Consider the following 13,552-nt stretch of genomic DNA (forward strand, 5'->3'; position numbering starts at 1 on the left):
ACAAGCAGCGGTACCGCTGATTGTGCCATGATGACGGGCCATGGGGCGTTCGCGGATGTCGGACGCCCCATCGGCCATTACGAATCGACACGTCTTGAGGGAGACTCCAGGTGGCATACGAAAAGGCTTTCGAAACGGCAGACCGCGATCCGCAAGGATTCTGGATGGACGTTGCGAAAACGCTGGACTGGGACGTTGCCCCATCCACCGCCCATGACGAGGCTACCGACGGTTGGTTTCCCGATGGCAGGATGAACACTTGCGCCAACGCGGTCGATCGCCACGTCGCGGCAGGACGCGGCAGCCAGCAAGCCCTGATCTACGAAAGCCCGATCACCGGAAAGTCATCGACCTACACGTTCGACGAACTGCTTAAGCGCGTGTCGCGGACCGCGGGCATGCTGGTGCAAGCTGGCGTGAAAACCGGCGACCGGGTCGTCATCTACATGCCGATGGTGCCCGAAGCGGTCTTCGGCATGCTCGCCTGCGCGCGCATCGGTGCGATCCATTCGGTCGTCTTCGGCGGGTTTGCAGCGCCGGAACTGGCCAAGCGCATCGACGACTGCAAGCCTGCCGCCGTTCTGTCGGCGTCCTGCGGGCTGGAGCCGGGGCGCACGATTGCCTACAAGCCGCTGCTCGACAAGGCGATCGAACTGTCCTCGCACAAGCCGGACGTCGCCATCATCCTCCAGCGCGAGGAACTTCACGCCGATCTCGTCGCCAATCGCGATATCGACTGGCAGGCAGCCTATGATGCGGCCAGCCCCGTCGATCCTGTTCCGGTGGCGAGCACCGATCCGCTTTACATCCTCTACACCTCGGGCACGACCGGCACGCCAAAGGGCGTCGTTCGCGACAACGGCGGCCATGCCGCGGCGCTGTCGTGGTCGATGAAGAACATCTACGGGATCGAGGCGGGCGACGTCTTCTGGGCCGCATCCGACATCGGCTGGGTCGTGGGGCACAGCTACATCGTCTATGGCCCGCTTCTGGCCGGCGCGACGACGATCCTGTTCGAAGGCAAGCCCATCGGCACGCCCGATGCGGGCATCTTCTGGAACCTGATCGACAAGCACCGGGTAAAAGTCCTGTTCACCGCCCCCACCGCGATCCGTGCCATCCGCCGCGCCGACCCCGATGGCGAATTCATTGCCAAGGCCAGCCTCGCCAGCCTGACCGCGCTGTTCCTTGCTGGCGAGCGCGCCGATCCCGACACGCTGCTGTGGATCGCGGAGCAGCTGGGCAAGCCGGTGATCGACCACTGGTGGCAGACCGAACTGGGCTGGCCCGCCATCGCCACGTGCTTCGGCCTTGGCGAAACCCATATCAAGCCGGGCAGCGCAGGCCGTGCGGTTCCGGGCTATCGCTTCAAGGTGAAGGACGAGGCAGGGACCGACGCAGAACCCGGAAAGGTCGGCACGCTGCTGATCGAACAGCCGCTGCCGCCGGGCAATTTCCGTGCGCTGTGGAATAACCCCGAAAAGTTCGCGTCCGGCTTCGTCGACTTCCCCGGCCACTACACCACGGGCGATGCGGGCATGATCGACGAGGATGGCTTCATCCATATCATGGGCCGCACCGACGACATCATCAACGTCGCCGGACACCGGTTGTCGACCGGCCAGATGGAAGAAGTCGTCGCCAATCACCCCGCAGTCGTCGAGTGCGCCGTCGTCGGCGCGGCGGACGAGCTGAAGGGCGAGATGGCCGTCGCTTTCGTCATCACGCGTCCGGGCGCCGAAGACCTGCCCGCCGTGAAGAAGGACATCGTTCGCACCATCCGCGAGGATATTGGCCCGATCGCATCCCCGCGCGACGTGTTCTTTGCCGATGCCCTGCCCAAGACGCGTTCGGGCAAAGTCCTGCGCAACCTGCTTCGCGCGATCCTCAACGGAGACGAGATCGTCGTGCCCCAGACCATCGAGGATCCCTCGGTTATCGAAGGCCTGATAGACCTTGCCGCGCCTCAGCCCGCAGAGGGCTGAGGCGTCGCGCCCTCCGGCTTCGGCCGCGACAGGATCCGCGAGTAGAACCAGCCGATCCCGATCAGGCTGAAGCCGAGGGCAAGGAAGCTGCCGATGCGGGCCAGCCCGTCCAGCACGGCGGCATCGACGATGAACACCTTGCCCACCGCAAGGATCATCAGGACGAGCGATCCGATGCGCCACGTCCGGTCCTCTGCCCGCGCGCCCCACAGCAGGTAACCGATGGCCAGCACGATCCCGGCGAGCGAGCGGAGCAGGTCCTCGCCCTGTCCCATCGGCACGGCGGTCAGGATCGGTCCGCTGAACCCCTGCCGCAGCAGCGTGATCGCCAGCAGCGGCAGAAGCGCCATGATCGCGATATCCGCCGCGCGTCGCCAAGCCGCATTGCCCAGCGGTTTCAGCACAGCGAGCGCCGCAACTGCCACCGTATAAGCCGCCAGCGCAAGGTTCGCGACCGGCACCGGGCCCACGGCCTGCGCGTTCCAGAGCGGGTTGTGCCAGAGCAGCGTGAACCACCCGAAATGCGCCAGCGCCGCGCCCAGCATGGCAATCGCCGCCGCGCGGGCCGCTCCAAACCGGCCCTGCACTTGCGTCAGCGCGAAGGCGGCAGCGACAAGCAGTGCTTCCCAACCGGTGCGTTCGGCAAGGCCGTAGTTCATAAAGCGGGTGTAACCCTCAATCGCGAATCCCAGCTTGTAGAAGCTGTGCAGTGCGATCACCGCCCCTGCCCCGCCCAGCGCCGCGAGACCGCGCACGACATGGCGCGAACCGATCCCCGCCTGTCGCCACGCGAGGACGAGAAAGGCCAGCGCGCCGGGAACGAGGTAGCGCAGGGTGTCGTCCCAGCGCTCCAGATCGGACAGGTAGAACGGTTCTCCGGCAATGGCGTCGAGGCCGCTGTCGAACCACGCGATCAGCGGGAAGACCGCAAAGACCGCTGCCACGACAGCGAATGTCCGCGCTGCCGCGACACGCCCCGGCAGGCCGAGCGCGAAGCCAATGGCCGCCGTCGCGCAAGCAATCGCACCCCAATCGTCGTGCAGGACCTGCGAGAACGCGACCACGGTAGTCATCGCAGCCAACGTCTCCAGCAGCCAGACTTTCCAGCCCTCGTCAGGCGCAAGGCGCGACGCGGCGAGCGCGGGCAACGCAGCCAGCGCCAGCGACACCGCACCCAGCACCGGCAGGAAGTCATGGAAAACGTCGCCATATTGCCACGTCGCGGCCAGCGCGAGGCCCGGTGCGAAGCAGGCGACCTGCACGACGTCGGCGCGAAAGCGCTCTCCCCGCCAGATGTGGAACAGCGGGACCACGGCAAAAATTGCCGCCATGGCCGCGCCGATCAGGGCGAACTCGGCCTCTTCCGGGTTGGGCCAGAATGCCAGCATGAACACGGCAATCGCGGCGGCAAGCGCCTGAGGATCGCGCAGATCTGGCTTTTTCCATGCAAGGAAGGCCAGCGCGCCGCCAAGCAGGACGTAAAGCCCCCACGCCAGCAGCGAGTATCCGCCCTGATCGATCAAGATCGCCATCTGCAGCGCGGCAAAGGCCCCTGCCCCTGCGCGCAGCCAGTGACGGAACGGCACTTCGCCCAGCGCCGTCGGCAGCACCGCGCCGACACCGATAAGGTAGAAACCAACGAAAAGCTGGTCGGCAAAGGTCAGGTCCTGCGAGTACAGCAGCAGCAGGCCCCACAGCAGACCGCCCCCCATCGCCGCCGCGCCAAGCCAGGGACGCTGCTGGCGATTGCCGGTCAGTACCAGCCCTGCCGAAACAAGCGCGAGATAGATCGACAGGATCGGCAGATTGGATTCTTCTGCCGACACCATCATCGGCGCGGCAAACCCGCCCAGCAAACCCAGCACCGCACAAGGCAATCCGAACCGGAACGACAGGTAGATCGCGCCAGCCGTTACGGCGGCAAGCCCTGCGAAGGCGAACCCCGCCCCGATCAGGCCATATCCGGTGCCCGCAAGGTAGAAGCAGGCATAGAGCGTCGCGATGCCTGCACCCGCCAGCGCCTGCGGCACGCGGATGTCGGCAATGCGCTCTTCCATCTTCTCGGCCACGAAAGCCCCGCCGATCAGCAAGCCGCCGAAGACGAAACCAAGCAGCACGCGCACGGCGGGCGACAGCAGGCCCAATTCGATCGCGTACATGACAAGGAAAAAGCCCGCGATGGCGAGCGTTATGCCGCCCGCCCAGATCGGCAACTGGCGACCGAACAGGTCTTCGAAGTTGAAAGCGATACCCGCCTTTTCACGCGGTGCGTCGTCTGTCGCGGAAGGCGCGGCGATGGCTGTAGCAGCGCCGGTCACGCGGGCAACGGCGCGTTTGACGCGTGGCACCGCGCTTGCCACCGCCGGTTCTGGCGGCGCGGATTGTTCTGCGACAGGCTCGGCCACGGGTGCGGAGGTTTCCTCGACAGGAACGATTGGGCGGCGGCCCAGCATTTCCTGCATCGAGAGCCTTTCCTCCAGCCGCTCGACCCTGCGCCACAACTGGTACAGCGCCACGGCCAGCCCGATGATGACAATCCATTCCATCGCGAATGTCCTTCCCCTTCGTCGCGGCGGAGATAACCGATTACTGAACGGTGTTCAATATATTTATTGGACAGTGTTCATTTGTTCGATTAAACCACCCTTCATGGGACGCAGGTCAGATCATACGCGAGAGGAATTGCGCGCGCTTTTCATAGGCGAAGGTCACGCCCATCTGGCGCAGGTGGGGTTGGCGAAGTTCTCTGGCCGCGAAGTCGCGAAGCGCGTCGGCTATTCGGTGGGCACGATTTCCAACCTGTTCGGATCGGTCGACGGGCTGATTGTCGCGATCAATTCGCGCAGTTTCGAGCTCTGGGCGCAGATCCTGCGCGACAGGCTGGAAAGCGCAACCGATGACCGCATCGCCGCGCTCGTTGATGGCTATTTCGCCTTTGCCGAACAATCGCCTGAACTATGGTCCGCGATATATGCACACCGTCTGCCCGAAGGACTGGACCTGCCCGAAGAGGACAAGGCCCGCCGCGCAGGCCTGACGCAGATCGTCGAGGACGAGATCCGCACCGTTCTGCCTGCGGACACCGATGCCGATGTCGTGCGCCTTGCTCGCTCGCTCGTCGCGGTCGTGCACGGGCATTGCAGTTTCGTGGTTTCGGGCAGCTTCGCGCTGCTGGAAGAACCCGATCCCCAGGGCGCCGCCCTCGCCCGCGTGCGAGAGAGCCTGGCGGCGCACGGGTATTGCGCTGAAGATTTCAGGTCGGATTCGGGTCTGGGCGACAGCGAAAATCGTGGATCGCTGTGACCCGGAGCGCAGCGTACTTCAGTACGTGAGCACCGGAAGCGCATCGATCCGCAATTTGCAGCCGAGCACAGGCCCGAAGGCGATCTGAAATTAATATCCCATCAGGGACAGCACTTCCTTCCGGCTGCGCTGGTCTTCAAGGAACGTGCCCATCATCCGGCTGGTCGTCATCGCGACACCGGGGGTCCGCACGCCGCGCGCGGTCATGCAGGCGTGGCTTGCCTCGATAACCACCGCAACGCCGTGAGGTTTCAAGTGGTCCCAGATGCACTGCGCCACTTCGGCGGTCAGGCGTTCCTGGATCTGCAAGCGGCGGGCATAGCCATGAAGCACGCGGGCCAGCTTGGAAATCCCGACGACATGATCGCGCGGCAGGTATGCAATCGCCGCCTTGCCGATGATCGGGGCCATGTGGTGTTCGCAGTGCGACTGGAAGGGGATGTCCTTCAGCAGGACGACCTCGTCATAGCCGCCCACTTCCTCGAAAATGCGGGACAGGTGAATCGCGGGGTCTTCCTGATAGCCGACGCAATATTCCTTCCACGCGCGCGCCACGCGCTTGGGCGTGTCGAGCAGACCTTCGCGTTCCGGATCGTCCCCTGCCCAGCGGATCAGCGTGCGGATCGCGTCCTGCACATCCTCGGGCACGGGCGGTTTACCCAGCGGGTTATCTTCGTCAGGACCTACGAGGCTGCTCATTCATCTTCTCCCTTTCGGCCCGTCAGGTAGGGACGATTTTCCCGCTGCGCCAGTCGTTCAGCCATTGGGGTGATAGAAATCGAATATCTGCCGCGCGACCGCAGCGGAAACGCCGGGCACGCGGCGCAAGTCTTCCAGCCCTGCCGCACGCACTTTTCCGGCCGTGCCGAAATGCAGCAGCAACGCCCGCTTGCGCGCAGGGCCAATGCCGGGAATTTCATCCAGCGGGCTGGCCTGAATCGCGCGGCTGCGCTTGGCGCGGTGGGCGCCGATGGCGAAGCGGTGAACCTCGTCCCTCAGGCGTTGCAGATAGAACAGCACCGGCGAATTGGTGGGCAGCGTCTTTTCACGCCCGTCGGGGAAGTGAAACACCTCGCGCCCGTCGCGGCCGTGGTGCGGCCCCTTGGCGACGCCGACGACGTTCACGTCCTCGATCCCCAATTCTTCCAACGTGTCCATCACGGCTGACACTTGCCCTTTCCCGCCGTCGATGAGCACGAGGTCCGGCCACATACCGTCACCCTTGCCCTGCGTGGCGCGATCGGGGTCCTCCTTCAGCGCGCGGGAAAAGCGCCGCTCCATAACTTCGCGCATCATGGCGAAATCGTCATTCGACTGCGCCTTCCTGATGTTGAACTTGCGGTACTGGTTCTTCAAATACCCTTCCGGCCCGGCAACGATCATCGCGCCGACCGAATTGGTCCCCTGTATGTGCGAGTTGTCGTAGACCTCGATCCGCTGCGGAATGTCCGGCAGATCCAGGAACTCCGCCGTTTCGCGCATGGTCGCGGCCTGCGTGCTGGTTTCGGCCAAGCGGCGCTCCAGCGCCTCTACCGCATTGCGGCTGGCCTGTTCGAGCAAGCGGCGACGGTCGCCGCGCTGTGGCACGCTGATCGCGACGGCCCGGCCCGCGCTTTCGCCGAAGGCTTCTTCCAGCAATTCGCGGTCGGGCAGTTCGCGGTCGACAAGGATGGTCTTGGCGGGCGGCACTTCTTCGTAGAACTGAGCGAGAAAGGCGGAAAACACGGCCTCTTCCTCCAGCCCCTCGGTATGGCGCGGGAAGAAGGCGCGGTGGCCCCAATTCTGCCCGCCGCGGATGAAAAACGCCTGTATCCCGACCTGACCGCCCTTGGTCGCCATGGCGAAAACGTCCGCATCGCCGACGCCTGCCGCGTTGATGGCCTGGCTGCCCTGGATAAAAGTCGCCGCGCGCAGACGGTCGCGCAGGATCGCCGCGGTCTCGAAGTCGAGCGCTTCGGCGGCCTGCGCCATCTGCTTCTCGATCTTGGCCTGAACCGCGCTCGACTTCCCCGCAAGGAAATCCTTCGCCTCGCCTACGAGTTCGGCATAGCCCGCCTCGTCGATGCGGCCCACGCAGGGGGCCGAACATCGCTTTATCTGGTAGAGCAGGCAGGGCCGGTCGCGGCGTGAGAAGAAGCTGTCGGTGCAGGACCGCAACAGGAACAGTTTCTGCAGCGCATTGATCGTCGTGTTGACCGAACCGGCGCTGGCGAAGGGGCCGTAGTAATTGCCCTTGGCCCGCCGTGCACCGCGATGCTTCATGATCCGCGGGAAAGAATGATCGGACCGCAGCAGGATAAAGGGGAAGCTTTTATCGTCGCGCAAAAGCACGTTGTACGGCGGGCGATAGCGCTTGATCAGCTGCGCCTCTAACAGCAGCGCTTCCGCCTCGCTGTTCGTCGTTACGATCGTCATCGAGCGCGTCTGCGCGACCATGCGCTTCAGGCGCATCGGCAGGCGTTCGACCTGCGTATAGTTCGCAACCCGGTTCTTCAGCGCCCTCGCCTTGCCGACATAGAGCACGTCGCCTCGCGCATCCTGCATCCGGTAGACGCCGGGTTTCGGCTTCAACGTGCGCTGTACTTCGCGGATGGCATTGACGCCTGCCTCGATATCCGGCTGCGACCCGCGCACGGCGGCAGTCGCCTTCTCTTCCAGAAAGCGTTCGCTGCCCGTGGGTGTGGGCGGGGTTCCGGCCTTGGTGCGCGACATGGTCGTTCCAGATAGGAATCGCGCGGGGGAAAGGGAACAGTCGTCGGCCGGTTTCGCCCCGTATTTCAGCGACGAGGACCGGTTTCGGGCCGACCTCCTGCTGCGAAGGGCCGTTGCGGGCGGTGGCTGTTGCCTGATGGCCGCGTCGCCGGTTTCCTGACCAGAGCACTTGCCGGAGGCCCCCATGACCAACAGACCGCTTGCCCTCACCCTTTCGCTGGCCGCTCTGTTCGGCGCGGTCCCTGCCCTTGCCGCACCCGGCCTTGGCGGCGCCGCGTCGGGCGCGAACGTAGAGGAAGGCGAGATCGGCGTGCTGGCCCGATGGGACCGGCTGGTCGGCGATGACCTTGGCGGCGAGGACGTTCTGCGCGGAGAGCTTGGCTATGGCGTCACTGACAGGTTCGGTGTGACCCTTGCCGCCGACTTCGTGCGCGTGCCCGGTGAAGGGCGCGATGCCGATGCCGTGGCCATCGAAGGCGTTTACGAACTCGGTACTCTTGGCAGCGTCGATCTTGCGATGAAGGCCGAATACGTCGCGGTCCTGCATGGCGCGGACGCGACCGCGCTCTCGCTATTGCTGGAGCACGAAAGCGGGCCGGTGGCAGTTCTGGTCGACTTTGTTGCGGCCAAGGATCTTGCGGGCGGCGAACCGGTTGCTTTCGGCTACGCGGTGCTGGCCGACTACTCTGCAAGCGATAACCTGCGGCTCGGCTTCGAGGCGTTCGGCGATCTGGGCTCGACCGGCGATTTCCTGGTCGATGACGCCCATTTCGCCGGCCCTGCCGCGACGCTGGCCGTCGGTGACAGCCTCGAAGCGACGCTCGGCTTTCTGATCCCGCTTTCCGAGTACGAGGCTGACGGGATGGTCCGCGTCAGCCTCGGCGCGGCGTTCTAGAACCGCTTGCGGAAATCGAACTCGATGAAGCGACCCTTGGGGTCGGTGAAGTCAGGCAGATAGCTGACCGGCACGACGCCGAATTCGTCGGTCACCCGCTGCTGTGCATCGAAGATGTTGTCGACGCGGATCGAAAAGCGGCTGCCCTTGAGGAAATCGACATCCTTGAACTGGCGCTCGAGGTCCACGAACAGGCGCGCATCGAACGTCGCGTAATCGTGGAAGTCGAGCGAGGTCGAACCCGCCGACGTGCTGCCGTCGACACTGGAACCGCCGTAATAATTGCCCGACAGGCGCAGGCCGATGCCGTTGTAGAAGACGCCGCCCTGAAGCTCGATCTCGTGCCGCGCGGTCGGGCTGCTGGTCAGCGAATCGCCGTCGAGCAGGTCGAGCGACGGGCCATCGGCGCTGATCAGCACGTCCTGCTGAAGACGCCACGTGTGGTAGAGCGCAACGTTCCAGCGCCCGCCGCTGCGACCACCGGGCGGGCCCATGCCCGGACCGCCGCCGCCGCGTCCGCGACCGCCGCCGCGCGCGCCTTCTTCCTCCTTGCCCGCAATGCGGTCCGAAATGTCGAAGCCATAACGGATACGCTGGCCATTCTCGCTGGCGAAAGTCACCGGGCGCTGGTCGATGGAAACGAGATTGCCGTCGCTGTCGCGCACCACCCGGTCGGGGAAAGCCGTCTCGATCGCAGGCGTCAGGACGGGGAAGGACGATGACACGTTGGTCGAGTTCTCATCGTAATATTCGACGATGAAGCGCGAGCGTTCGAGTACCGGCAGGTCCCAGTTCAGCGAGAACTTCCAGTCCTTCTGCTTTTCCGCGACGAGATCGGGATTTCCGCCCGACAGGATGTCAACCAAGACGGTCTGGCCGGTGGTGAAGTCGTAGACGGTCGAGCCCGTCGTGACGACCTGCGGCGCGCCGAGCTGGCTGAGGCTCGGTGCCGCCTCGCGGTAGATATAGCTCGCCTGCAGGTCGAGTTTCTCGGTCACCCCCCAGTTCAGCCCCGCGCTGCCATCGAATAGCGTGCCGAAGTCGGAGAGGTGATTGACCCCGCCCGACAGGTCGAGCGTCAGATCGCCGATGGCCGAGAGGAAACCTTCGCGGCGGCTGGCGATGGGCACGCCGACGGAAAAGCCGCCGCTGGCATCGCCGCGGGTCAGCTTCGCATCCCTAAGCGGATTGCGCGTGTCGGAGCTGTCGATGCCGTTCCAGTCGTATCCGGCCTTCAGCACCAGCGACAATTCGCCTGCGGGCAGCACTACGGGGTGCCCCGTCACCGTGACGAGCGATGACACGGACTCTGTATTGGTGTCGGCCCGGTAGGTATCGCGAGCCTCGACCAGACCGCTCGACAGCAGGGTCGCGACCGGCGCGTCGTAAGCGATCGTGCCTGCTGCCACCGCGTCTTGCAGCGCGGCCGTATCCGCGCTGGCGTCGGTGAAAGTGCGGGTCTCGTCATGCGCCCAGTTGGTCGTTGCCGTCAGGCCCCAGTCGCCCAGCCGCGTGTCGTAACTCACGCCCAGTTCGAAGCCCTGGCTCTTCGTATCGCGAATGCGCGGGCCGAACCCTGAGTCCTCGTCATAGAGCGTGCGATAGGCGCTGTTGCCGCCTCCATCGGTCAGCGTGACGGCATCCAGCCCGCGCCAAGAAAGGTTGTCCGAACGCGTGGCGGTGGCGCTCAAGGTGATCGCCCCGCCAAGCCCGCCTTCGCCAAGGCTCTTGGTCCAGTTGGCGTTCAATTGCAGGTCTCGGCTGTCCGCCACGAGCGAGCGGTAGGCCGCCGGATCGGCATCGCCGGTCAAAGGCGTTGCGGAAACGGAAGAAACGTCACGCTCCGCTTCGGTCAGCATGGAGCTGTCCTCGGCCTCGAACGCGATGTTGAGCCGGTTGTCCCCGTCGATACGCAGGAACGACCCCTCGATCTCGTTGGTCGAATAGCCGCCGCCAGAGGGAAAGCCGTATTCGACATCGCCGCTGACCGAGACGAAGTTGTCCTTCAAAATGAAGTTCACGACACGCTGGTCGGGCCGGAAGCCGTAACGCAGCGCCACTTCCTCTGGCAGGATCTCTACGCGGCGGATCGCTTCGGGCGGATAATTGCGCATTTCGCGGAAGCCGTTGACCCGCCGCCCGTTCACCAGAAACGCGGGCCTGCCGCCGCCGCGACCGCGGGCCGAACCCGTCTGCGGGGCCAGTTCGTCGATCAGTTCGGCAAGGGATGCGACGCCGTAGCTGGCGATCTCGTCCTCTTCCAGAACTGCGATCGGGGCCTGAGGCGCCTCGACCTGGCCGCGGATGCGTTCGGCGGTGACGACGATCTCGTTGTCTTCCATGCCGGCGACAGGGTCTTCCTGCGCGAAGGCCGGGGCTGCAGAGGCGGCGAAGGCCAGCACTGCGCTGCTGGCCAAAAGGGGGCTGAATTTCATGGCCACATAGCTGGCAACCGAGCCTTTGGCTCACAAGTCGCGCCAGGTATCATTTTGTCGCATCGCGCTGTGATTGCGGCGAATTGGGGGCAAATCGCGCGATGTAGGGATATGCCCAAATTGAAAACGCGGCTTGGGCTTCCCATTTCCCGCAGGTGCGGCTAAAGGCGCGCGCACGTTTTTCATTAACAAGACGAAGTGAAAGGAAGGGCGCAAGCAGCCCCTTATGGCCAAAGAAGAACTCCTCGAAATGCGCGGCACGGTCGTCGAACTGCTGCCCAACGCGATGTTCCGGGTGCGGCTCGAAAACGATCATGAGATCCTCGGCCACACCGCCGGCAAGATGCGCAAGAACCGCATCCGCGTGCTGGTGGGCGACGAGGTGCTGGTCGAACTCACGCCGTACGACCTTACCAAGGGTCGCATCACTTACCGCTTCATGCCCGGTCGCGGCGGCCCCGGGCCGCAGTAATCCGCGGCCATGGCGCCCCCGCGCCTCATCCTCGCCTCTGCCAGCCCGCGCCGCCGCGATCTGATCGCGCGGCTTGGGCTGGAACCTGACGGCATATCCCCTGCCGACATCGACGAAAATCCGCTGAAGGGCGAATTGCCCCGGCCCTATGCCACGCGCATGGCGCGCGAAAAGGCGCAGGCGGCAACAAGCGATGACGCGCACGTCCTTGCCGGCGACACTGTTGTCGCCGTTGGTCGTCGCATCCTGCCCAAGGCGGAAGATGCCGATACCGCGCGCGAATGCCTGGCGCTCATGAGCGGGCGGCGCCACCGTGTCCTGTCCGCCATAGCCCTGCGCGCACCCGACGGCACGATCCGCGAACGGCTGTCCGAAACGATCGTACGTTTCAAGCCGCTGCACGCGGAAGAGATCGAGGCCTACATTGAAAGCGGCGAGTGGGAAGGCAAGGCCGGTGGCTATGCCATACAGGGCCGTGCCGAAGGGCTGATCGCGTGGATCGAGGGCAGTCATTCGGGCGTCGTCGGCCTGCCGCTGTTCGAGACCCGCGCCCTGCTCAAATCCGCAGGTTTCCCGATTGGCTGAATGGCTGATCGAGGACGGGATCGGCGAGACCCGCGCGATCCGTGTCGAGGCCGGCGAAATCGTCGCTGCAAAAGTCGCATGGCCGGGTGAACTGGCCGCAGGCGCGGTGGTAAAGGCAAAGCTCGCCTCGCGCAGCGCCGGATCGAAGCGCGGCACGGCAAGGCTCGATGACGGCACCGAGATCCTTGTCGACCGCCTGCCCAAGGAGGCCAGCGAAGGCGCATCGATCCGCATCGAGATAACCCGCGCCGAAATCGGCGAAGGCAGCCGCGTGAAACGCGCGCAAGGCCGCCCGAGCGACAAGCCGCTGCGCCCTGCCCCGACGCTGGCCGACATTCTCAAGGCAGAGGGGCACTCGGTCCGCACCGTCCATCGCTTCCCGGTCGAAGGCTGGGACGAACTGGCCTCCGACGCGCTGGAAGGCGCGATTTCATTCGACGGCGGATCGCTGCTCCTGTCGCCCACGCCTGCCATGACGCTGATCGACATCGACGGGGTGCTTGCGCCCAAGCCGCTGTCGCTGGCCGCCGTGCCCGCGATTGCCGACGCGCTGCACCGCTTCGACATCGGCGGATCGATCGGCATCGACTTCCCTACGATCGAGGCTAAGGCTGATCGCCGCGAAGTGGACGAGGCGCTGGAAAATGCGCTGTCCACCTTCCCGCACGAACGCACCGCGATGAACGGGTTCGGTTTCGTTCAGGTCGTCTCGCGCCTTACCGGCCCCTCGATCCTTCACCGCTATCGCCGCCACCGCATGGCCTCGCTCGCGCGGATACTGGCGCGAAGGGCCGAGGGCGTGACCGAACCGGGAACGCTGGTGCTGCACTGTCATCCCGGCGTTGCCAGCTTCATTTCGGACGATTGGCAAGCGCTGCTCGCCCGCCGCACGGGAAGGCAGGTGCGGATCGAATCGGATGGCGGTCTTGCACCTCACGCCGGATTCGCGCAGGCGGTCCAGCCATGACGACTGCGAAGAAATGCCCGATGTGCGGCAAGCCGCGCAAAGAGGAACACACCCCCTTCTGTTCGCCCCGCTGCCGCGACCGCGACCTCGCGAAATGGCTGGACGACGGCTATGCGATCCCCGGCGAACCGGCCCGCGTGCCGACCGGCGAAGAGGATGAAGAATATTGATGAAATAGGGGCTGGACAGGCGGCGCGG

General features: G+C 65.0%; 11 protein-coding genes. 7 read left to right on the plus strand and 4 right to left on the minus strand.

Going from position 1 to position 13,552, the window contains the following annotated elements; genetic code table 11:
• Positions 1–110 precede the first annotated feature (110 nt).
• The gene (locus tag A9D15_RS01705) at positions 111–1,985 is read left to right on the plus strand and encodes an AMP-binding protein (RefSeq protein WP_229660354.1); all 1,875 of its coding nucleotides are present in this window, start codon (positions 111–113) and stop codon (positions 1,983–1,985) included.
• Here A9D15_RS01705 and A9D15_RS01710 read toward each other — a convergent pair.
• Complete coding sequence (locus A9D15_RS01710) at positions 1,967–4,531, minus strand: DUF2339 domain-containing protein (RefSeq protein ID WP_066761147.1); 2,565 nt, start codon at positions 4,529–4,531, stop codon at positions 1,967–1,969. The two genes, A9D15_RS01705 and A9D15_RS01710, sit on opposite strands and share 19 nt — an antisense overlap.
• A gap of 103 nt (positions 4,532–4,634) precedes the next feature.
• On the opposite strand from A9D15_RS01710, the gene A9D15_RS01715 reads away from it, so the two are divergent.
• A complete protein-coding gene (locus A9D15_RS01715; protein ID WP_156521602.1) occupies positions 4,635–5,288 on the plus strand; it encodes a TetR/AcrR family transcriptional regulator in 654 nt (217 codons plus the stop codon).
• 90 nt (positions 5,289–5,378) lie between these two features.
• Here the strand turns inward: A9D15_RS01715 and folE are convergent, their stop codons facing one another.
• Positions 5,379–5,987 carry a GTP cyclohydrolase I FolE gene (gene folE, locus A9D15_RS01720; protein WP_066761151.1) on the minus strand — a complete coding sequence of 203 codons (609 nt, stop codon included), beginning with the start codon at positions 5,985–5,987 and terminating at the stop codon, positions 5,379–5,381.
• Between the two features lie 57 nt (positions 5,988–6,044).
• Entirely contained in the window at positions 6,045–8,000 is a 1,956-nt protein-coding gene (uvrC, locus tag A9D15_RS01725; RefSeq protein ID WP_066761153.1) for an excinuclease ABC subunit UvrC, read from the minus strand.
• Positions 8,001–8,184: 184 nt separating this feature from the next.
• Here uvrC and A9D15_RS01730 point away from each other — a divergent pair, with 184 nt between their 5' ends.
• Positions 8,185–8,895: a hypothetical protein gene (locus tag A9D15_RS01730; protein ID WP_066761155.1), complete on the plus strand. Its 711-nt coding sequence runs from the start codon at positions 8,185–8,187 to the stop codon at positions 8,893–8,895.
• Here A9D15_RS01730 and A9D15_RS01735 read toward each other — a convergent pair.
• Positions 8,892–11,330 carry a TonB-dependent receptor domain-containing protein gene (locus tag A9D15_RS01735; RefSeq protein WP_066761157.1) on the minus strand — a complete coding sequence of 813 codons (2,439 nt, stop codon included), beginning with the start codon at positions 11,328–11,330 and terminating at the stop codon, positions 8,892–8,894. The genes A9D15_RS01730 and A9D15_RS01735 overlap by 4 nt on opposite strands.
• Before the next feature lie 226 nt (positions 11,331–11,556).
• On the opposite strand from A9D15_RS01735, the gene infA reads away from it, so the two are divergent.
• The 4 genes from infA to A9D15_RS01755 are packed head-to-tail and all read left to right on the plus strand — an operon-like array spanning position 11,557 to position 13,524.
• Positions 11,557–11,802, plus strand: coding sequence for a translation initiation factor IF-1 (gene infA / locus A9D15_RS01740; protein ID WP_066761159.1), 246 nt, complete (start codon positions 11,557–11,559; stop codon positions 11,800–11,802).
• A gap of 9 nt (positions 11,803–11,811) precedes the next feature.
• Positions 11,812–12,387 (plus strand): Maf family protein, encoded by a 576-nt coding sequence (locus tag A9D15_RS01745; protein ID WP_066761160.1) that lies wholly within the window; start codon positions 11,812–11,814, stop codon positions 12,385–12,387.
• Entirely contained in the window at positions 12,380–13,354 is a 975-nt protein-coding gene (locus A9D15_RS01750; protein WP_066761161.1) for a ribonuclease E/G family protein, read from the plus strand. The genes A9D15_RS01745 and A9D15_RS01750 overlap by 8 nt, the downstream gene beginning before the upstream one ends.
• Entirely contained in the window at positions 13,351–13,524 is a 174-nt protein-coding gene (locus A9D15_RS01755; protein WP_066761162.1) for a DNA gyrase inhibitor YacG, read from the plus strand. Before A9D15_RS01750 ends, A9D15_RS01755 begins: the two co-directional genes overlap by 4 nt.
• The last annotated feature ends 28 nt before the right edge of the window (positions 13,525–13,552 follow it).

Source organism: Croceicoccus pelagius, from assembly GCF_001661915.1.
GTDB classification, from domain to species: domain Bacteria; phylum Pseudomonadota; class Alphaproteobacteria; order Sphingomonadales; family Sphingomonadaceae; genus Croceicoccus; species Croceicoccus pelagius.

Coding starts and splice junctions, on each gene's coding strand:
- A9D15_RS01710 (WP_066761147.1), bottom strand. CDS start 4,531: ATGGAATGGATTGTCATCATCGGGCTGGCCGTGGCGCTGTACCAGTTG.
- A9D15_RS01715 (WP_156521602.1), top strand. CDS start 4,635: ATGGGACGCAGGTCAGATCATACGCGAGAGGAATTGCGCGCGCTTTTC.
- folE (WP_066761151.1), bottom strand. CDS start 5,987: ATGAGCAGCCTCGTAGGTCCTGACGAAGATAACCCGCTGGGTAAACCG.
- uvrC (WP_066761153.1), bottom strand. CDS start 8,000: ATGTCGCGCACCAAGGCCGGAACCCCGCCCACACCCACGGGCAGCGAA.
- A9D15_RS01730 (WP_066761155.1), top strand. CDS start 8,185: ATGACCAACAGACCGCTTGCCCTCACCCTTTCGCTGGCCGCTCTGTTC.
- A9D15_RS01735 (WP_066761157.1), bottom strand. CDS start 11,330: ATGAAATTCAGCCCCCTTTTGGCCAGCAGCGCAGTGCTGGCCTTCGCC.
- infA (WP_066761159.1), top strand. CDS start 11,557: ATGGCCAAAGAAGAACTCCTCGAAATGCGCGGCACGGTCGTCGAACTG.
- A9D15_RS01745 (WP_066761160.1), top strand. CDS start 11,812: ATGGCGCCCCCGCGCCTCATCCTCGCCTCTGCCAGCCCGCGCCGCCGC.
- A9D15_RS01755 (WP_066761162.1), top strand. CDS start 13,351: ATGACGACTGCGAAGAAATGCCCGATGTGCGGCAAGCCGCGCAAAGAG.